Source organism: Klebsiella sp. JB_Kp042 (assembly GCF_040065275.1).
GTDB lineage: Bacteria > Pseudomonadota > Gammaproteobacteria > Enterobacterales > Enterobacteriaceae > Klebsiella > Klebsiella quasipneumoniae.
Window position 1 is genome coordinate 151,585 of record NZ_JBEAJL010000016.1, and the last position, 20,151, is coordinate 171,735.

Consider the following 20,151-nt stretch of genomic DNA (forward strand, 5'->3'; position numbering starts at 1 on the left):
ATTCCGATTCCTGCTGTTTCCCTGCCGCTCCAGGCGGTGATTCTATCGAAACCCGTTGGCAACAGAACATCCATTTTTCGCGCCAATGACGTTTTGTTTAGCTGCCGGAGAGCTTTGCGCCGCCGAGCCCCCGACGGCGAAGAGATTAATCGGCGCGACCGCGGGCCAGCCACAGTACCCGCGAGAACATTTTTTTCAGCAGCGTCGGCACTGCGTCCACCCCACGGCGGCCGGCTTCCATTGCCACCTCAATCGCCAGGTCCGGCTTGGATGAACGATGAATGGCCTTGGTGATCACCCGCCGCATATTCATGGGCACATTATCCGGGATCTGCGCCACCCGGTGGTAAACGTCATCAAATCCCTGACGATACATAAAGTGTTCCATATCCAGCGCCGGCAGAGTGGTCAGATGGTCGCGCTCCAGTTCGCGATCGTTATTCAGCAGGCCGCGTACGGTCGCGGCATATTTTTTCCCTGCCTCATCGCCGTCCACCAGCACGTGCCACTGGATCCCCATCCGGCGGGCGAATTTGATCAACGGCTTCAGGCCCGACTGGGCGAATTCAATGACTTTCACCCCTTCAGCATCAAAATGATGGCCGCACTGGCGGGCCAGTTCGTTGATAACCCAGGTTTCCGTCTCCCCCTCCACCAGCAGCCAACAGCGGGCGAAGAGCGATGAGGCGCGATTGAAGCGGATATGAAAGGCAATGCGCCGACTCTCTTCGGCATTCATTCCGCCGGGTCCCAGCCGCCATGCCGACACCCGCGCCGATTCACGCACCAGCCGACACACCTGCTCCACCGGCGTCAGGGACAGCAGCTCTCCGGAGTTGGTGGTGGTCACCCGCTGCAACGGCAGCAAATTCAGCAGATGCCAGGCGACGGAGAGCATGATCGGATGCAGGCGGGTCTCGGGATCTTCAATCAACAGCAGCGGCCGCGCGTCGCGATCGAGGCGCACCGTCCCTTTCGCCTGCAGCAGGGTGGCGAACAGCCCCAGCAGGATCACCCGATGGCTGCGCCCGCCGGGCTTGTCGATCATCCGGTTGATAATATCCAGATAACGCCAGCTACGCTGTTCATCATGGGAACGCCGCCGCATCAGGCGATGTCGCGTCTGGGCGCTGCTTTGCTCGGCAAAATAATGCTCCAGCAGCTGCACCATGGCCGACAACCCCTCGCGGATCTGACCGTCGGATAAATTTTGCGGGTGGCTGACCAGTTCGCGGGACAGAAAATCCAGCTGGCGGGCGGTGATCTCTATCTGCGGCGAGTGCGGTACCGTTCCGTTATGAATGCGCCGCATAAAGCGCGCGTCGCGCAGACGCAGCACCGGCATCAAACGCACCAGGTGTCTGGCCAGCTCATCGATATCCTCCAGCGCCAGCGCTTCGCCTTCGCCATCGATAAAACTGCGCAGGGTCATCACGCTGTCATCATCGGCGAGTTCGCCTTCCAGGCGGTAGAACACCCGGTGATACCCGTCATCACAGGGCACCCAACAGCGCTGAAGCGGACGGAAACGCCGCACCCGATGGCGTCCCGGCTCCGTTTCGCGGAAGGTCAGAATAATATGCAAATGGTGCTCGCGCCCCTGGATGTCGCCCGCGGGGAACCAAAAGTCATCGCGAACAAAGTGATAAAGATCGAACTCTGGCGACAAAAGCAGGGTCAGCGCATCAAGCAGACTGGACTTCCCCCACGCGTTTTCCCCGATCAGGACGTTATTTTGCTCGAGCATCAACGACAGACGATTGATACCGCGAAAACCGACGATTTCTACGCGCTCAAGAAGCATATCCCCTCCGCTAAACCACCACTCTCCTTCAGTAATCAACAGTATAGCGAGGGCGGCGGCAAGATGACACTCCGCTTAGTCACCTCGCGCATCCTATTCAGGAGGTTAAATATATTCATAAAATTACATACTTACCGCCTATTAACCGCTGTTGATTATTCATCAAACAAAATAGTTTTATTTCAGACGTTATGTTCTACACTATTGATAATCTTGGATGGATATAGGAATAGTTAAACTGGCAAACGCAATCCCTTCACCTTGCCCTAAATCAAATAATATCAATATATTTAACTGGCTCTGGGATGGCGATTATCTCTAGAATAACGCCGCTTTATTTTTATCGTCGTCCCTTATCACGATAAATAAAGAACGGCACGGTCCGCTCGTGCGCGTATACATTTAAATTGAGGTGGTTATGTTCAGAAAATTAGCAGCCGAATGCTTCGGCACCTTCTGGCTTGTATTTGGCGGCTGCGGTAGCGCCGTCCTTGCCGCAGCATTTCCCGAGCTGGGTATCGGTTTTGCCGGCGTGGCGCTGGCATTTGGTTTAACCGTATTAACCATGGCGTATGCGGTTGGCCATATTTCCGGCGGTCATTTCAACCCGGCGGTGACCTTAGGCCTGTGGGCCGGCGGTCGTTTCCCGGCGAAAGAGGTCATTGGCTATATTATCGCCCAGGTGGTCGGCGGAATTATTGCCGCCGCGGTGCTGTACGTAGTGGCCAGCGGTAAAGCCGGCTTTGATGCCGCCGCCAGCGGTTTTGCCTCCAACGGCTATGGCGAACACTCCCCGGGCGGCTTCTCTATGCTGTCGGCTATCGTTATTGAAATTGTACTGACCTGCGGCTTCCTGCTGGTTATCCATGGCGCTACCGACAAACACGCGCCTGCGGGCTTCGCGCCGATCGCTATCGGCCTGGCGCTGACCCTCATCCATTTGATCAGCATTCCGGTCACCAACACCTCGGTCAACCCGGCGCGCAGCACCGCGGTGGCGATTTTCCAGGGCGGTTGGGCGCTGCAGCAGCTGTGGCTGTTCTGGGTCATGCCGATCGTCGGCGGGATCCTCGGCGGCGTGCTGTACCGCACTCTGCTGGAAAAACGCGATTAATCTTTTCTAAAGCCCGGGTCCCCGGGCTTTTTCTTTCTGGCGACAGCTTTACTCGGCCCGGCTATTTGGATAGTGTCATGAGCGCTATTCTCATTATGCAAGGGTTGCATCGTTCATGTTCTCGGGACTGTTCATCATTCTGTTGCCGCTGGTCGTCGGCTATTTACTGCCTCTTCGTCACTCCTCCGCGTTAAAACTGATTAACCGGATGCTGAGCTGGATTGTCTATGTGATCCTCTTTTTTATGGGTATCAGCCTGGCGTTTCTCGACAATCTGGCCAGCAATCTGCTGGCGATATTGCATTACGCCGCGGTGAGCGTGGTCATCATTTTACTGTGTAATATTACCGCTCTGCTGTGGCTGGAAAGAAAAATGCCCTGGCGCAGTCTGCATCGTCAGGAGAAATTACCCTCGCGCCTGGCCATGGCCCTGGAATCACTCCAGCTGTGCGGTGTGGTGGTGCTCGGTTTCTTGCTTGGCCTGACCGGCCTGTCTTTTTTACAACACGCCACCGAAGCCAGCGAATATACGCTGATCTTTCTCCTGTTCCTCGTCGGTATTCAATTACGCAATAATGGAATGAGTCTGCGACAAATAGTCCTCAACCGGCGGGGAATGATCGTCGCCGTGGTGGTCACGGCCAGTTCATTACTCGGCGGCATCCTCAACGCCTTTATTCTGGATTTGCCGCTAAAGACCGGTCTGGCGATGGCCAGCGGCTTCGGCTGGTATTCACTCTCCGGTATTTTACTGACCGAATCCTTTGGCCCGGTGATCGGCAGCGCGGCGTTCTTTAACGACCTGTGCCGCGAGCTGCTGGCCATCATGTTAATTCCGGGCCTGATTCGCCGTAGCCGCTCCACGGCGCTGGGGCTGTGCGGCGCCACCTCCATGGACTTCACCTTACCGGTGCTGCAGCGTTCCGGCGGCGTGGAGATCGTCCCTGCCGCCATCGTGCACGGTTTTCTGCTGAGCCTGCTGGTCCCGATCCTGATCGCCTTTTTTGCCGCCTGAGCAGGCGCTGGCGGCAGACTTCCTGCCGCCAATTTTGCGCTAAATCAATCTCCCTTTAAGTTGTATCAGAAATACCTTTTCTCCTCACGCGCTCGGGCATAACCTTAAACATGTATATCAAATATAACTTTAAAGGTGTGACCATGTTTTGTGTGCAATGTGAACAAACCATTCGTACCCCGGCCGGCAACGGCTGCTCTTACGCGCAGGGGATGTGCGGTAAAACAGCGGAAACCTCCGATCTACAGGATCTGCTGATTGCGTCACTGCAAGGCCTCTCCGCCTGGGCGCTCAAGGCCCGCGAATATGGCATTATCGACCACGACGTCGATAGCTTTGCGCCGCGCGCTTTTTTCTCTACGCTGACTAACGTTAACTTCGACTCCCCGCGTATCGTTGGCTATGCGCGCCAGGCTATCGCCATGCGTGAAGCGCTTAAAGCGCAGTGCCTGAACATTGATGCCCACGCGACGGTTAACAATCCGATGGCCGCTCTGCAACTGGCTAGCGACGATCTGGGCGACCTGCAGCGTCAGGCGGCGGAATTTACCCCGAATAAAGACAAAGCGGCCATCGGCGACAACATTCTCGGCCTGCGCCTGCTGTGCCTGTACGGCCTGAAAGGCGCTGCGGCTTATATGGAACACGCGCACGTTCTCGGCCAGTACGACAACGACATCTACGCCCAGTACCATAAAATCATGGCATGGCTGGGTACCTGGCCTGCCGATATGAATGCGCTGCTGGAGTGCTCAATGGAGATCGGCCAGATGAACTTCAAAGTCATGAGCATTCTGGACGCCGGTGAGACCAGCAAATACGGTCATCCGACTCCAACCCAGGTCAACGTTAAAGCGACCGAGGGCAAGTGCATCCTGATCTCCGGCCATGACCTGAAAGATCTCTATAACCTGCTGGAGCAGACCGAAGGCACCGGCGTTAACGTCTATACCCACGGGGAAATGCTGCCGGCGCACGGCTATCCGGAGCTGCGTAAATTCAAACACCTGATTGGGAACTACGGCAGCGGCTGGCAGAACCAGCAGGTGGAGTTCGCCCGCTTCCCGGGCCCCATCGTCATGACCTCTAACTGCATCATCGATCCCACCGTCGGCGCCTACGACGATCGTATCTGGACCCGCAGCATCGTCGGCTGGCCGGGCGTGAACCACCTGGAAGGTGAAGACTTCGCGCCGGTTATCGCCCAGGCGCAGCAGATGGCTGGCTTCCCGTACAGCGAAATCCCGCATCTGATTACCGTCGGCTTTGGCCGTCAGACCCTGCTCGGCGCGGCGGACACACTGATCGATCTGGTCAGCCGGGAAAAACTGCGTCACATTTTCCTCGTCGGCGGCTGCGATGGCGCCCGCGGGGAACGTAACTATTTCACCGATTTCGCCACCAGCGTGCCGGACGACTGCCTGATCCTGACCCTGGCCTGCGGTAAATACCGCTTCAACAAGCTGGACTTCGGCGATATCGAAGGCCTGCCGCGTCTGGTGGATGCCGGGCAGTGCAACGATGCCTACTCGGCGATTATTCTGGCGGTCACGCTGGCGGAAAAACTGGGCTGCGGCGTCAACGATCTGCCGCTGTCGCTGGTGCTTTCCTGGTTCGAGCAGAAAGCGATCGTCATCCTGCTGACGCTGCTGTCTCTCGGCGTGAAAAACATTGTCACCGGCCCGACGGCGCCTGGCTTCTTCACTCCGGATCTGCTGGCTATCCTCAATGAGAAGTTTGGTCTGCGTTCCGTGACCACCGTGGAACAAGATATGCAGCAGCTGCTGAGCGCGTAAGGAGTCCCTGATGACCATGCCAACCTCACAATGCCCGTGGCGAATGCAGGTGCATCACATCCATCAGGAAACGCCGGATGTGTGGACCGTTTCATTGCTCTGCCATGACTATTATCCGTACCGTGCCGGGCAGTACGCCCTGGTCAGCGTGCGCCATTCGGCAGAGACCTTGCGTGCTTACACTATTTCGTCCACGCCGGGCGTCAGCGAATATATTACGTTGACCGTTCGCCGTATTGACGATGGCGCGGGCTCACAGTGGCTCACCCGCGACGTAAAGCGCGGCGACTATATCTGGCTGTCCGACGCGATGGGGGATTTCACCTGCGATGATAAGGAGGATGATAAGTTCCTGCTGCTGGCCGCTGGCTGCGGCGTCACGCCGATCATGTCGATGCGCCGCTGGCTGGCGAAGTACCGTCCGCAGGCCGACGTACAGGTGATCTATAGCATTCGTTCGCCGGAGGATGTGATCTTTGCCGAAGAGTGGCGCAACTATCCGGTTACCCTGGTGGCGGAGCACCACGCGACGCACGGTTTTGTCGCCGGCCGTCTGACCCCGGAACTACTGCAGAGCGTGCCGGATATCGCCAGCCGCACCGTGATGACCTGCGGGCCAGCGCCGTATATGGAGAAAGTTGAACAGGACGTTGCCGCCCTGGGTGTTACCCGCTTCTTTAAGGAGAAGTTCTTCACCCCGGTGGCGGAGGCCGCCACCAGCGGGCTGAAATTCACCAAACTGCAGCCGGCGCGAGAATTTTACGCGCCGGTGGGCACCACCCTGCTCGATGCGCTGGAGAGCAATCAGGTGCCGGTGACCGTCGCCTGCCGCGCCGGCGTCTGCGGCTGCTGCAAAACCAGAGTCGTTTCCGGGGAGTATAGCGTCACCAGCACCATGACGCTGACCGACGGCGAAATCGCCGACGGCTATGTGCTGGCCTGCTCCTGTCACCCGCTGGGCGATCTGGTTCTGGCCTGACCTTAAAAGGCCGGATGACGCTATGTTTATCCGGCCTCTGTTTCTGCTTTACGTCGTACGCAGTTGTTCCGCCTTTCGGCGCATGGCTATCGCCAGACCGACTGACCGGCCAGCGAGTAACGCCCGGCGCCCAAAAGCGCTATCGCCAGCGCGCCAACAAAAAAATAGACCAGATTCTCGATCGCCCACGCGCCCACCGCATCAAGCGCAAACGTCTTGCCGAGACCGACCATCAGCCACGCCACTACCATGGTGAAAGCCAACACCAGCGCCGCTGGGCGCGTCAGGATGCCGACAATCAACAAACAGGGGGCAACCACTTCCCCCACCAGCACACCGTAGGCGATAAACCCCGGCCACCCCTTCGCCACCAGCATCCCGCTAATGCCATCCACGCCATCCAGCAGCTTGTGCAAACCGTGAAACAGCATTAACCCGCCGACGGCGAGTCGTAACAAGAGTTTACCGGCATCTTCATGCGACAGCGTTCTGTTTACTGTGTTTAACAATCCCTTAACCATTTGATGTGCTTCCTGTTTTACACCCTGTGAGACCCCAGAGTATGCCCAATACTTCAGCAATAAAACCAGCGAAAAATTGAGGGAAATCGGCAACGTACGCTGCAGTTTCATCTAAGCTTGAAGGCGTTATCAAAAAAAGGAGATGGAGATCATGAAACAAACCGTGGCCGCATACATTGCCAAAACGCTGGAACAGGCCGGCGTGAAACGTATCTGGGGCGTCACCGGCGATTCCCTCAATGGATTGAGCGATAGCCTGAACCGCATGGGCACCATCGACTGGATGGCCACCCGGCACGAAGAGGTCGCTGCTTTCGCCGCCGGCGCGGAGGCGCAACTGACCGGCGAACTGGCGGTCTGCGCCGGTTCCTGCGGTCCGGGTAACCTGCACCTGATCAACGGTCTGTTTGACTGTCACCGCAACCATGTCCCGGTGCTGGCGATTGCCGCCCACATCCCTTCCAGCGAGATTGGCAGCGGCTATTTCCAGGAGACCCATCCCCAGGAGCTGTTCCGCGAATGCAGCCACTACTGCGAGCTGGTCTCCACCCCGGAGCAGATCCCGCAGGTGCTGGCGGTGGCGATGCGTAAGGCGGTGATTAACCGCGGCGTATCGGTGGTGGTTCTGCCCGGCGACGTGGCGCTGAAAGCCGCCCCGGAGAGCGCCAGCAGCCACTGGTACCATGCGCCGTTGCCGACGGTCTCCCCGGCCGACGAGGAGCTGCGCAAGCTGGCGCAGCTTATCCGCTACTCCAGCAATATCGCGCTCATGTGCGGTAGCGGCTGCGCCGGCGCCCACCAGGAGCTGGTGGAGTTCGCAGCAAAAATTAAAGCCCCCATCGTCCATGCGCTGCGCGGTAAAGAGCATGTGGAGTATGACAACCCGTATGATGTGGGCATGACCGGGCTGATTGGCTTCTCTTCTGGCTTCCACACCATGATGAATGCCGACACCCTGATCCTGCTCGGCACCCAGTTCCCCTATCGCGCCTTCTATCCGACCGACGCCAAAATTATTCAGATCGACATTAACCCCGGCAGCATCGGCGCGCACAGTAAGGTTGATATGGCGCTGGTGGGCGACATCAAATCAACGTTAAAGGCGCTGCTGCCGCTGCTGGAAGAGAAAACCGATCGCCGCTTCCTCGATAAGGCGCTGGAGCACTATCGCGACGCGCGAAAAGGACTCGACGATCTGGCGAAGCCCAGCGAGAAGGCGATCCACCCGCAATATCTGGCGCAGCAGATCAGCCATTTTGCCGATGAAGACGCCATTTTCACCTGCGATGTCGGCACCCCGACCGTCTGGGCGGCACGCTATCTCAAGATGAACGGCAAACGCCGCCTGCTGGGTTCATTCAACCACGGCTCCATGGCCAACGCCATGCCGCAGGCCATTGGCGCCAAAGCCACCGCGCCGGAGCGTCAGGTGGTGGCCATGTGCGGCGACGGCGGGTTTAGCATGCTGATGGGGGATTTTCTGTCGCTGGCGCAGATGAAGCTGCCGGTGAAAATTATCATCTTTAACAACAGCGTGCTGGGTTTCGTGGCGATGGAGATGAAGGCCGGGGGCTATCTCACCGACGGCACGGAGCTGCACGACACCAACTTCGCCCGCATCGCCGAAGCCTGCGGTATTAAAGGTATTCGCGTTGAGAAAGCCGCCGAGGTGGATGAAGCGCTGCAGACCGCCTTCCGCACCGACGGTCCGGTGCTGGTCGACGTCGTGGTCGCCAAAGAGGAGCTGGCGATCCCGCCGCAGATCAAGCTGGAGCAGGCGAAAGGCTTTAGCCTGTATATGCTGCGGGCGATCATCAGCGGGCGCGGCGATGAAGTCATCGAACTGGCGAAAACCAACTGGCTCAGGTAAAACAGAAGCAATACTCTGAACCAGAACAAGGAAAAGCCGTGATCGATCTGCGCAGTGATACCGTTACCCGTCCCGGGCGCGCCATGTTGGAAGCCATGATGGCCGCCCCGGTCGGGGACGATGTGTATGGCAACGACCCTACCGTCAATGAACTTCAGCGCTACGCCGCCGACCTGGCCGGCAAAGAGGCGGCGCTGTTTCTGCCCACCGGCACCCAGGCCAACCTCGTCGGCCTGCTCAGCCACTGCCAGCGCGGCGAAGAGTATATCGTCGGCCAGGGGGCGCATAACTATCTTTACGAAGCCGGCGGGGCGGCGGTTCTCGGCAGTATTCAGCCGCAGCCGATTGACGCCGCGGCGGACGGCTCGCTGCCGCTGGATAAAGTCGCAGCGAAAATCAAACCTGACGATATCCATTTTGCCCCGACCCGCCTGCTGAGCCTGGAAAACACCCATAACGGTAAGGTGCTGCCGCGTGACTATCTCCAGGAAGCCTGGGCGTTTACCCGCCAGCGCGATCTGGCGCTGCACGTCGACGGCGCGCGCATCTTTAACGCCGTGGTCGCCTACGGCTGTGAGCTGCGCGATATCGCCCAGTACTGCGACTCCTTCACCATCTGCCTGTCAAAGGGGCTTGGCGCCCCGGTTGGCTCGCTGCTGGTCGGCAGTGAGGCGTATATTCGCCGCGCCGTTCGCTGGCGGAAAATGGTCGGCGGCGGGATGCGCCAGGCGGGCATTCTGGCCGCCGCCGGGCTGTACGCGCTGAAAAATAACGTGCAGCGCCTGCAGGAGGATCATGATAACGCCGCGTGGATGGCGGATCAGCTGCGTGCCATCGGCGCCGACGTCACCCGTCACGATACCAACATGCTGTTCGTTCGCGTCGGTGATGAACAGGCCCGGGCGCTCGGCGAGTTTATGCAGGCGCGCGGCGTGCTGATCAACGCCTCGCCCATCGTCCGTCTGGTCACTCACCTGGATGTCAATCGTCAGCAGTTGAGCGAAGTGGTCGCCCACTGGCAGGCTTTTTTACAACGCTAAGGAGTCAGGCGTGTCGCAATCGGTTTTGGTGCTCGGCGCCAGCGGCTATATTGGTCAGCATTTAGTTCGCGAATTAAGCGCCCGGGGTTATCCGGTGCTGGCGGCGGCGCGCCATACCGACCGACTGCAAAAGCTCGCTTTGCCCGGCGTCACCTGCCGGTCAGTCGATCTCAATCAGCCGCAGGCTCTGCCTGCGCTGCTCACAGGTATCGATACCCTTTACTATCTGGTACACGGCATGGGCGAAGGCGGCGATTTTATCGCCCATGAGCGTCGGGTGGCGACGCATGTTCGCGATGCCCTGCGCCAGACGCCGGTGCGTCAGATTATCTTTCTCAGCTCGCTGCAGGCTCCATCGCAGGAGCAGTCCGACCATCTGCGCGCTCGTCAGGTCACCGGCGATCTCCTGCGCGAGTCGGGCGTGCCGGTAACCGAGCTGAGGGCCGGAATTATCGTCGGCGCCGGCTCCGCCGCCTTCGAGGTGATGCGCGACATGGTCTATAACCTGCCGGTGCTGACCCCCCCGCGCTGGGTGCGTTCGCGTACCACCCCTGTCGCGCTGGAAAACCTGCTCGTTGACCTCGTTGAGCTACTGAATCACCCTTCCGACGCGCACCGCGTCTTCGAAGCCGCCGGTCCGGAGGTGTTAAGCTATCAGCAGCAGTTCATTCGCTTTATGGCCGTCAGCGGCAAACACCGCCCGCTCATTCCGATTCCCCTGCCGACGCGCTGGATCTCGGTGTGGTTCCTCAATGTCATCACCTCGGTGCCGCCGACCATCGCCAAAGCGCTAATTCAGGGGTTGAAGCACGATCTGATCGCCGATGACCGGACGCTGCGGGCGCTGATCCCGCAAACGCTGATCCCCTTCGATCAGGCGGTTCGCCGCACCCTGAAAGAAGAAGAGCAGCTGGTAAACTCCAGCGACTGGGGCTACGACGCCCAGGCTTTCGCCCGCTGGCGACCGGAGTATGGCTATTATCCGAAACAGGCAGGCTGCACCATCACCACTCAGGCGAGCCGCAAAGCCCTGTGGCAGGTCGTTAACCAAATCGGCGGTAAAGAGGAATATTTTTTCGGCAATCTGCTGTGGAAAACCCGCGGCGCGATGGATCTGCTGGTCGGCCACCGGCTGGCCAAAGGGCGACCGCAGCGCGACTATCTGCAGACCGGCGATACGGTCGACAGCTGGAAGGTGATTATCGTGGAGGAAGAAAAACAACTCACTCTGCTGTTCGGCATGACAGCGCCGGGACTGGGCCGGTTAAGCTTTACCATTAACGATAAAGGCGATCGTCGTGAACTGGACGTCCGCGCCTGGTGGCACCCGCACGGTATGCCGGGCCTGGTCTACTGGCTGCTGATGATCCCGGCGCACCTGTTTATTTTCCGCGGTATGGCGCAACGCATCGCCCGGTTGGCCGAACAAATCTCAGGCAGAGTCGAAGGATAAGCATTATTCTTTCATGATTCTCATTGCATAGTCGGGAGAATCACGGAAAAATGCGCACGAAATTCTTTTCTGGGACAGTAGAGTAATATGAAGGTACTGGTTACCGGTGCGACCAGCGGATTAGGCCGCAACGCAGTGGAATATCTGCGCAACAAGGGCATCAGCGTGCGAGCGACCGGGCGCAACGAAGCGATGGGTAAGCTTCTGAGCAAAATGGGGGCGGAATTCATCCCGGCAGATTTAACCGAGCTGGTCTCTTCGCAGGCTAAAGTGATGCTCGCCGGTATCGATACTCTGTGGCACTGCTCAAGTTTCACCTCGCCCTGGGGCACGCAGCAGGCTTTCGATCTCGCTAACGTCCGCGCCACCCGCCGCCTCGGCGAATGGTCGGTAGCATGGGGCGTACGCAATTTCGTCCATATCTCTTCTCCCTCGCTCTATTTTGATTATCACCACCATCGCGATGTTCAGGAAGATTTCCGCCCGCACCGCTTCGCCAATGAGTTTGCCCGCAGCAAGGCGGCCAGCGAAGAGGTGATCAACCTGCTGGCGCAGGCCAACCCGCACACCCGTTTTACCATTTTGCGCCCGCAGAGCCTGTTCGGGCCGCACGATAAAGTCTTTATTCCCCGGCTGGCGCAAATGATGCAGCACTACGGCAGCGTCCTGTTGCCGCGGGGCGGCAGCGCGCTGGTCGATATGACCTATTATGAAAATGCCGTCCACGCGATGTGGCTGGCGAGCCAGCCTGCCTGCGATCATCTTCCCTCCGCCCGCGCGTGGAATATCAGCAATGGCGAACCGCGCACTCTGCGCAGCATCGTGCAGAAACTGATCGATGAGCTGGGCATCAAATGCCGGATCCGTTCAGTTCCCTACCCGATGCTGGATATTATCGCCCGCAGCATGGAGCGTTTTGGCGATAAAACGGCCAAAGAGCCGGCCTTTACCCACTACGGCGTCTCCAAACTTAATTTTGATTTTACGCTCGATATCACGCGCGCGCAGGATGAGCTGGGCTATCAGCCGGTGGTGACGCTGGACGACGGGATTGTGCGTACCGCCGCCTGGTTGCGCGACCACGGTAAACTTCACCGCTAACCCTGGCCATATTTCTCTAACAGCGCCTCGGCTATCGCTTCGGTTTGCGCATCCGCTACGCCATCCCAGCGCTGGGGGCGGAAGTGCATCTGGAAGGCGATAATTACCCGTTTCTTCTGCGCGGGAGTCATCTCCGGCGTGACCTGATAGCCGTAGCGCGCCAGCAAATCCAGCACCACCTCAGGGTCCACTGGCTCACTGGGCGGCCGCCCGTTCAGATAAAAAGCCACCCGCTGCTCGTCCGGCCAGGCGCCAATCCCCTGCTGCGCCAGCTGTTGCCAGGGGAACAACGGCCCCGGATCGTCTTTGCGCTGCGGGGCGATATCGGCATGGGCCACCACGTTCTGCGGCGCGATGTGGTAGCGGGTGATAATATCGCGCGCCAGCGGGATCAGGGCCGCGATCTGTTCCGGGTGAAAGGGGGTAAAGCTTTTACCTCCCGCGGTCTTCTGCCAGCCGCGGTTTTCCAGTTCAATACCGATGGAAGTATCGTTGATGCGCGTACTGCCGCGCCAGTAGCTGACACCGGCGTGCCAGGCCAGATCCTCTTCCGGCACCAGCTGCCAGATCCGCGGTTTATTATGGTGGCGCGGCGGCTGTTCAGGAATTAAATAGTGGGAGCTGACCTCTTTATCGGTCAGGGTCGCCAGAGAAGTATCAAAGTTGTCTGCCGTATAGTGGATCACCAGCACTTTTATTCGCGGATAGGCCGCCTGCGCCGGATGGCGGGTGTCCAGCTGGTATCCATCGCGATCGATAATCCCTTTTTCGCCGGCACAGCCGCTTAGCAGTAACGCCAGCAGCGCGATCAGCGCAATCCGTGTCATTCTTTCATCCTTGCCCGGCAGCGTCTCCGGGTTAATAAGACCATCGATTTCGTCCTTTATTTTTCGCCTGGTACAGCGCGCTGTCCGCCCGGGCGATCAGCGTCTCCATCGGAACCGTGCCGTCGGAGGCGACGACCCCCATACTGACGGTCACCACCGAGGCCACCGCCGAAGCCTCATGGGGGATCGCCGCCTCGCTAATTTTCTGCTGAATGCGCTCGGCAATGGAGGTGGCTCGTGCTAAGGAAACCCCCGGCAGGGCGATGACAAACTCTTCGCCGCCGTAGCGGGCGACCAGATCGCCCTCGGCCCGTACCGCCATTTTAAGCACCTGGGCGACAGTCGATAAGCAATCGTCGCCAGCCTGATGGCCATAGTGGTCGTTGTAACGCTTAAAGTAATCGACGTCGATCATCATCAGCGCCAACGGCGTTTTTTGCTGCCAAATCTCCGCCAGATAGGCATTCAGCGCCCGGCGATTCGCGGTCCCGGTTAATGCATCCTGGTTGGCAATACTTTCCAGCCGCTGAATAAGCCGCATATTTTCCTGATGCGTATTCCAGGCCTCATCATACCAGCGCTTAAGAATACGCCTGCCATAGAGTAAAATCGCCGTAAAAATGCCCCACAGGATCAAAAAGCGGACCTCAGTGTGAGGGTGGATCTGTAGTCCCGCCAGCAGGGCGGTTCCCCATAACGGAAGCAAAAAAGCGATAATGCCGGGCCAATGGTGATACAGCGCGGCGAGGCCGGTGGTCATTAATATCACCAGCAGCGGCCAGGCGAAGGGCAGTGTCCAGAAAAAGATAAAACAGTAATTACTCAGGGACCAGCACAGGCTGAGTGCCAGCTGCAGGCCGGTGATAATGCTCAACGTATAGCGCCCCTGCGCCAGGCGCGGCGTGACGGCAATAATGGCTAAAATTACCGAAATAATAATAACCGCGATCAGCGCGACTTCGACATAAGGAATAACCGCCTGGTGCGTTAACAGCTTCTTATCAAAATGAGTAAAGATAAAATTGCGGAAGAAAACCATTAACGCAAAAGCGATATTGACAAAGGCCAGCCAGGGCATACTCATGGATAGCGCATGGCGCTGGACATTATCTCTGGTGGCCCACAGCTCGGTTCGCAGCTGGCGGACGCCCTCTTGCTTATTTGTTAACATCTTATCTCCCTGGTGACCTGCAAGACCATGGGCGCAGACCCTGCTTTGCTTTATGATAAACCATGTTTCCGGGAATGTCTGTCAACGCAGCCCCCCTTTCTGCCCCGGCGCCTTAAGCTGATTTTCTGCTAACGTCAAATGAAAAGGGTCTGGTCCTCTCCCTATGTGTATCCGGCAAAAAAAAGCAAGCATTATCAATGCGAAATACGTCATCTTTTCTTTAAAAAAGAGTTAACTAACCGTCATAAAATTGCAGTATTCCACTTGAAAAAAAAACGGTGTTAGTACAATCTGAAACCGCTCATTGGTGAGATAAAACAAGAGCATGATGATAGCAAGATAAACAATGGAGTTTAAAAATATGAAATATGCAGCTTTAGTGGCAGGTGCAGCATTGTTTTTAACGGCGAACGCCTTCTCTGCAGAAATTTTAACGAAAGAAGCCTTCGATAAGGTCCATACGCAATATACTAAAATCGGTACCATTTCTTCTACCGGTCAGACTGCACCCAGCGATGCCCGTGAAGAACTGATTAAAAAGGCCGATGAGAAAGGCGCAGACGTTATCGTGCTCTCTTCCGGTAATACCGATAAAAAACTGCACATCTCCGCTAACATCTATAAGAAGAAGTAATTAATCTTATATTTCAAGAAACATTATCATATTGCCCGGGTAATGTTTCTTGTTTGCCCAAAAAGTCTGTGTATTTTTAAACGGCCCCCAGATTTTCCTGCCTTAATATCATACAGCGATCTACCCTGTCGATGTCCTGCCCTAAGGCCGTAGTCACATCAAGGTCTTAGCTCTTTGCGTCAAGTACAATCCGTACGCTATACGCTATGCTTTAACGGAAACTGAAAACGTAGTTCGCTTATAAGGAAATCATCATGCGCTACAAACTTCTTGCAGCACTTCTCCCTTGCGCGCTGGCGCTCAGCGCCTGTACGACCGTCACCCCGGCCTATAAAGATAATGGCACCCGCAGCGGCCCCTGTGTCGAAGGCGGCCCTGACGACGTAGCGCAAAAATTCTACGACACCCAGCTCCAGAACCGTACGCAGGATCCGGCGGCGCTGCGCCCCTATCTCAGCGACGGCCTGGCGAAGTTACTCAATGACGCCCGTCAGGATCCGGCCAACAGCAAACTGCTGCAGGCTAACCTGTTCTCGAGCAGCAGCACCCCGGCGGACAGCGCCGTCGTCGCCAGCGCCTCAACCATCCCTAATCGCGATGCGCGCAACATTCCGCTGCGCGTGGAGCTAAAGCAGGGAACCCAGAGCTGGAAAGACGAAGTGCTGATGATCCAGGAAGGCCAGTGCTGGGCCGTCGATGACGTTCGCTATCTCGGCAACAACAGCCACGCGCCGGCCGGGACGTTACGACAGAGTCTGGAGAAACGTTAGTTCCGGAGTTGAAGCGACGTCGCTGAAACGATAACCCCGGTAAAATGTCGGTATTCGCCCCGAGAATGCCGACATTTACTCCCCCCTCACCCACCAGGCAATATTTTGTGCTAACTTTAAAGCTAAACGTGGTTTAGATTTAACTTTTAACGCATAAATATTGCATAACTATTCTGCCAAAGGTAGTATTTGCGGCCTCAATAGCTATTCGTATCAGACTGCCCAGATGAGTATTAAACTAAACGGCATTAATTGCTTCTACGGCGCGCACCAGGCGCTGTTCGACATCACGCTGGATTGCCCGCAGGGGGAAACGCTGGTGCTGCTCGGCCCCAGCGGTGCCGGGAAGAGCTCGCTGCTGCGCGTACTCAACCTGCTGGAGATGCCGCGTTCCGGTTCATTAACCATCGCCGGTAACCATTTCGACTTCACCAGAGCGCCGTCCGATAAAGCGATTCGCGAACTGCGGCAGAACGTCGGCATGGTCTTTCAGCAGTACAACCTGTGGCCGCACCTGACGGTACAGCAGAACCTGATCGAGGCCCCCTGTCGCGTACTGGGGTTAAGCAAGGATCAGGCGCTGGCTCGCGCAGAGAAGCTGCTGGAGCGCCTGCGTCTGAAGCCCTACAGCGATCGTTACCCGCTGCATTTATCCGGCGGTCAGCAGCAGCGTGTGGCGATCGCCCGCGCGCTGATGATGGAGCCGCAGGTTCTGCTGTTCGATGAGCCTACCGCGGCGCTCGACCCGGAAATCACCGCCCAGATCGTTAGCATCATCCGCGAGCTGGCTGAAACCGGCATCACCCAGGTTATCGTCACCCATGAAGTTGAAGTGGCGCGCAAGACGGCAAGCCGGGTGGTGTATATGGAAAATGGCCATATCGTCGAGCAAGGGGATGCCTCCTGCTTCACGCAACCGCAAACTGACGCGTTTAAAAACTATCTTTCACACTGATGTTTTTCGGGGAAATGACGATGAAAAAAGTACTGATTGCCGCCCTGCTCGCAGGCATGAGCCTCTCCGCTTCCGCCGCGCAAACCATTCGTTTCGCCACCGAGGCCTCCTACCCTCCGTTTGAGCTGGTGGATGCCAACAACCAGATCGTCGGTTTCGATGTGGATCTGGCTAACGCGCTGTGTAAAGAGATCGACGCCACCTGTACCTTTACCAACCAGGCCTTTGACAGCCTGATCCCGGGCCTGAAATTCCGCCGTTTCGACGCGGTCATGGCCGGGATGGACATCACGCCTGAGCGTGAAAAGCAGGTCCTGTTCTCCACCCCGTATTATGACAACTCGGCGCTGTTCGTCGGTCAGCAGGGCAAGTTCACCAGCATTGACCAGCTGAAGGGCAAAAAAGTGGGCGTACAGAACGGCACCACCCACCAGAAATTTATCACCGATAAACATCCGGAAATCACCACCGTGCCTTACGACAGCTACCAGAATGCGAAGCTGGATCTGCAGAACGGTCGTATTGACGCGGTCTTCGGTGATACCGCCGTGGTCACCGAATGGCTGAAGAGCAATCCGAAGCTGGCGGCCGTGGGCGATAAAGTGACCGACAAAGCCTATTTCGGCACCGGGCTGGGCATTGCCGTGCGTCAGGGCAACACCGACCTGCAGCAGAAATTTAACGCTGCGCTGGAAAAAGTGAAGAAAGACGGCACTTACCAGACCATCTATAACAAATGGTTCCAGAAGTAAGACTGAATGAACGAAATTTTTCCATTAGCAAGCGCCGCCGGGATGACCGTCGGCCTTGCCGTTTGCGCGCTCGCCATCGGCCTCGTCCTGGCGATGCTCTTCGCGGTACTGGAGTCAATGAAATGGCGCCCGGTAGCCTGGCTTGCAACCGGCATTGTGACCATTCTGCGCGGCCTACCGGAAATTCTGGTGGTGCTGTTTATCTATTTCGGCTCGTCCCAGCTGCTGCTGACGCTCTCTGACGGTTTCACCATCCCGCTCGGGTTCACGCAGATCCCGGTGCAGATGCAGATTGAGAACTTTGACGTCAGTCCGTTCCTCTGCGGGGCGATCGCCCTGTCGCTGCTGTATGCCGCCTACGCCTCGCAAACGCTGCGCGGCGCGCTGAAAGCCGTTCCGCAGGGTCAGTGGGAGTCCGGCCAGGCGCTGGGGCTGTCGAAAGCGGCCATTTTCTTCCGCCTGGTGATGCCGCAGTTGTGGCGCCATGCCCTGCCCGGTCTCGGCAACCAGTGGCTGGTGCTGCTGAAGGACACCGCGCTGGTGAGCCTGATCAGCGTCAACGATCTGATGCTGCAGACCAAAAGCATCGCCACCCGCACTCAGGAGCCCTTTAACTGGTATATCATTGCCGCAGCAATCTATCTCGTCATCACCCTGTTGAGTCAATACATCCTTAAGCGGATTGACCAGCGTGCGACGCGCTTCGAACGGAGACCAGGCTGATGCTCGACTACTTACCCGAACTGCTGAAAGGCCTGCATACCAGCCTGACGCTGACCGTGGCGTCGATTATCGTGGCGCTGATCCTGTCGCTGATCTTTACCATTATCCTGACGCTGAAGACGCCGGGGTTGGTGTGGATAGTGCGCGGCTACATCACCCTGTTTACCGGTACGCCGCTGCTGGTGCAGATCTTCCTGATCTACTATGGCCCCGGGCAGTTTCCTTCGCTGCAGGAATATCCATGGCTGTGGCATCTTATCTCCGAGCCGTGGCTGTGCGCCCTGATCGCCCTGTCGCTTAACAGCGCCGCCTATACCACCCAGCTGTTTTACGGCGCCATCCGGGCGATCCCCGACGGGCAATGGCAGTCGTGCAGCGCGCTGGGGATGAGTAAAAAGGATACCCTGGCGATCCTGCTGCCGTACGCCTTTAAACGCGCGCTGTCGTCCTACTCCAACGAAGTGGTGCTGGTGTTTAAAAGTACCTCTCTGGCCTACACCATCACCCTGATGGAAGTGATGGGTCACGGCCAGCTGCTGTACGGACGGACCTACGACGTGATGGTGTTCGGCGCCGCCGGGATTATTTATCTCATCGTCAACGGGTTGCTGACCCTGTTGATGCGCCTGGTGGAGCGCAAAGCGCTAGCTTTCGAACGGCGTAACTAGCGCCTGGCGTATTTGCATAATAAGCGAACAACAAGACGGACAAGTCTAATACCTGTCCGTCTTTTTTTATACCAAATAAAATAGTTAATCATTTTTATTGCATACAAATTCATTTAATGGCATTGTCACCCTATGCCGCAGACACGGCGAATAATCATAAGATTGACAGACGGGAGTTCCACGATGAAAAAGTTAGTTCTGGCTGCACTGCTCACCACGTTCACCTTCGGCGCCGCCGCCGCGGAGAAAATCAGCTTCGGCGTGTCCGCGACCTATCCGCCGTTTGAATCGATGGACGCGAATAACCAGATTGTCGGCTTTGATATCGATCTGGCCCATGCGCTGTGCAAACAAATGCAGGCAGACTGCACCTTTACCAACCACGCGTTTGACAGCCTGATCCCGGCGCTGAAGTTTAAGAAGTATGACGCGGTGATTTCCGGAATGGATATTACGCCGGAACGCAGCAAGCAGGTGGCCTTCACCGACCCGTACTACGCCAACTCCGCGCTGGTGATCGCCAAAAAAGACGCGTTCCACTCGTTCGATGATTTTAAAGGCAAACGGATCGGCATGGAAAACGGCACCACCCACCAGAAATATCTGCAGGATAAACATCCTGAGGTGAAGACCGTCGCCTATGACAGCTACCAGAACGCGATTATCGACCTGAAAAATGGCCGTATCGACGGCGTGTTCGGCGACACGGCGGTGGTCAACGAGTGGCTGAAAACCAACCCACAGCTGGGGGCAGCCACGCCGAAAGTAACCGATCCGCAATACTTCGGCACCGGCCTTGGGATTGCCGTGCGCCCGGATAACAAGGCGCTGCTGGAGAAACTGAACGCCGCGCTGAAGGCGATTAAAGCCGACGGTACCTACCAGAAAATCAGCAACCAGTGGTTCCCGGAGTAACTTTTTTGCCGGGTGGCGCTGCGCTTACCCGGCCGTCCCCGTA

19 protein-coding genes are annotated in these 20,151 nt (G+C 57.3%); 15 read left to right on the forward strand and 4 right to left on the reverse strand.

The window, feature by feature from the left end:
• Window positions 1–145: 145 nt before the first annotated feature.
• The gene (locus ABLV54_RS05930) at window positions 146–1,804 is read right to left on the reverse strand and encodes an ATP-dependent endonuclease (RefSeq protein WP_023289003.1); all 1,659 of its coding nucleotides are present in this window, start codon (window positions 1,802–1,804) and stop codon (window positions 146–148) included.
• A gap of 418 nt (window positions 1,805–2,222) precedes the next feature.
• On the opposite strand from ABLV54_RS05930, the gene aqpZ reads away from it, so the two are divergent.
• The 4 genes from aqpZ (at window position 2,223) to hcr (ending at window position 6,708) form a co-directional block, all read left to right on the forward strand.
• The gene (gene aqpZ, locus ABLV54_RS05935) at window positions 2,223–2,918 is read left to right on the forward strand and encodes an aquaporin Z (RefSeq protein ID WP_004201355.1); all 696 of its coding nucleotides are present in this window, start codon (window positions 2,223–2,225) and stop codon (window positions 2,916–2,918) included.
• 115 nt (window positions 2,919–3,033) lie between these two features.
• On the forward strand, window positions 3,034–3,933 hold the full coding sequence (locus ABLV54_RS05940) for a lysine exporter LysO family protein (protein ID WP_023289001.1): 900 nt from the start codon (window positions 3,034–3,036) through the stop codon (window positions 3,931–3,933).
• 143 nt (window positions 3,934–4,076) lie between these two features.
• Window positions 4,077–5,729, forward strand: a complete 1,653-nt coding sequence (gene hcp / locus ABLV54_RS05945; protein ID WP_023289000.1) for a hydroxylamine reductase — start codon at window positions 4,077–4,079, stop codon at window positions 5,727–5,729.
• Window positions 5,730–5,739: 10 nt separating this feature from the next.
• The gene (gene hcr, locus ABLV54_RS05950; protein WP_050532923.1) at window positions 5,740–6,708 is read left to right on the forward strand and encodes an NADH oxidoreductase; all 969 of its coding nucleotides are present in this window, start codon (window positions 5,740–5,742) and stop codon (window positions 6,706–6,708) included.
• 86 nt (window positions 6,709–6,794) lie between these two features.
• On the opposite strand, the gene ABLV54_RS05955 is transcribed toward hcr, so the two are convergent.
• Window positions 6,795–7,229 (reverse strand): DoxX family protein, encoded by a 435-nt coding sequence (locus ABLV54_RS05955; protein ID WP_050532924.1) that lies wholly within the window; start codon window positions 7,227–7,229, stop codon window positions 6,795–6,797.
• A gap of 151 nt (window positions 7,230–7,380) precedes the next feature.
• On the opposite strand from ABLV54_RS05955, the gene poxB reads away from it, so the two are divergent.
• The 4 genes from poxB to ABLV54_RS05975 all read left to right on the forward strand — a co-directional run bounded on the left by poxB (window position 7,381) and on the right by ABLV54_RS05975 (window position 12,693).
• Window positions 7,381–9,099: a ubiquinone-dependent pyruvate dehydrogenase gene (poxB, locus tag ABLV54_RS05960; protein WP_023288997.1), complete on the forward strand. Its 1,719-nt coding sequence runs from the start codon at window positions 7,381–7,383 to the stop codon at window positions 9,097–9,099.
• A 38-nt stretch (window positions 9,100–9,137) separates the two neighbouring features.
• Window positions 9,138–10,139: a low-specificity L-threonine aldolase gene (gene ltaE, locus ABLV54_RS05965; protein ID WP_348813785.1), complete on the forward strand. Its 1,002-nt coding sequence runs from the start codon at window positions 9,138–9,140 to the stop codon at window positions 10,137–10,139.
• Window positions 10,140–10,149: 10 nt separating this feature from the next.
• A complete protein-coding gene (locus tag ABLV54_RS05970; protein ID WP_050532925.1) occupies window positions 10,150–11,592 on the forward strand; it encodes an SDR family oxidoreductase in 1,443 nt (480 codons plus the stop codon).
• Between the two features lie 87 nt (window positions 11,593–11,679).
• The gene (locus ABLV54_RS05975) at window positions 11,680–12,693 is read left to right on the forward strand and encodes an NAD(P)-dependent oxidoreductase (protein ID WP_050532926.1); all 1,014 of its coding nucleotides are present in this window, start codon (window positions 11,680–11,682) and stop codon (window positions 12,691–12,693) included.
• Here the strand turns inward: ABLV54_RS05975 and ABLV54_RS05980 are convergent.
• Together ABLV54_RS05980 and ABLV54_RS05985 are read right to left on the reverse strand one after the other, a co-directional pair.
• The gene (locus tag ABLV54_RS05980; protein WP_050532927.1) at window positions 12,690–13,520 is read right to left on the reverse strand and encodes an N-acetylmuramoyl-L-alanine amidase; all 831 of its coding nucleotides are present in this window, start codon (window positions 13,518–13,520) and stop codon (window positions 12,690–12,692) included. The two genes, ABLV54_RS05975 and ABLV54_RS05980, sit on opposite strands and share 4 nt — an antisense overlap.
• Before the next feature lie 31 nt (window positions 13,521–13,551).
• Window positions 13,552–14,691 (reverse strand): GGDEF domain-containing protein, encoded by a 1,140-nt coding sequence (locus ABLV54_RS05985; RefSeq protein WP_023288993.1) that lies wholly within the window; start codon window positions 14,689–14,691, stop codon window positions 13,552–13,554.
• Window positions 14,692–15,052: 361 nt separating this feature from the next.
• Here ABLV54_RS05985 and yahO point away from each other — a divergent pair, with 361 nt between their 5' ends.
• The 7 genes from yahO (at window position 15,053) to artJ (ending at window position 20,108) form a co-directional block, all read left to right on the forward strand.
• Window positions 15,053–15,325 carry a DUF1471 family periplasmic protein YahO gene (gene yahO, locus ABLV54_RS05990; protein ID WP_023288992.1) on the forward strand — a complete coding sequence of 91 codons (273 nt, stop codon included), beginning with the start codon at window positions 15,053–15,055 and terminating at the stop codon, window positions 15,323–15,325.
• 254 nt (window positions 15,326–15,579) lie between these two features.
• Window positions 15,580–16,095: a lipoprotein gene (locus tag ABLV54_RS05995; RefSeq protein ID WP_023288991.1), complete on the forward strand. Its 516-nt coding sequence runs from the start codon at window positions 15,580–15,582 to the stop codon at window positions 16,093–16,095.
• A 226-nt stretch (window positions 16,096–16,321) separates the two neighbouring features.
• Complete coding sequence (gene artP, locus ABLV54_RS06000) at window positions 16,322–17,050, forward strand: arginine ABC transporter ATP-binding protein ArtP (RefSeq protein WP_135704109.1); 729 nt, start codon at window positions 16,322–16,324, stop codon at window positions 17,048–17,050.
• 20 nt (window positions 17,051–17,070) lie between these two features.
• On the forward strand, window positions 17,071–17,802 hold the full coding sequence (artI, locus tag ABLV54_RS06005; RefSeq protein ID WP_002896390.1) for an arginine ABC transporter substrate-binding protein ArtI: 732 nt from the start codon (window positions 17,071–17,073) through the stop codon (window positions 17,800–17,802).
• Window positions 17,803–17,808: 6 nt separating this feature from the next.
• A complete protein-coding gene (artQ, locus tag ABLV54_RS06010) occupies window positions 17,809–18,525 on the forward strand; it encodes an arginine ABC transporter permease ArtQ (RefSeq protein WP_348813789.1) in 717 nt (238 codons plus the stop codon).
• Window positions 18,525–19,193 (forward strand): arginine ABC transporter permease ArtM, encoded by a 669-nt coding sequence (artM, locus tag ABLV54_RS06015; RefSeq protein WP_004201338.1) that lies wholly within the window; start codon window positions 18,525–18,527, stop codon window positions 19,191–19,193. Before artQ ends, artM begins: the two co-directional genes overlap by 1 nt.
• 183 nt (window positions 19,194–19,376) lie before the next feature.
• Window positions 19,377–20,108 carry an arginine ABC transporter substrate-binding protein ArtJ gene (artJ, locus tag ABLV54_RS06020; protein WP_050532930.1) on the forward strand — a complete coding sequence of 244 codons (732 nt, stop codon included), beginning with the start codon at window positions 19,377–19,379 and terminating at the stop codon, window positions 20,106–20,108.
• The last annotated feature ends 43 nt before the right edge of the window (window positions 20,109–20,151 follow it).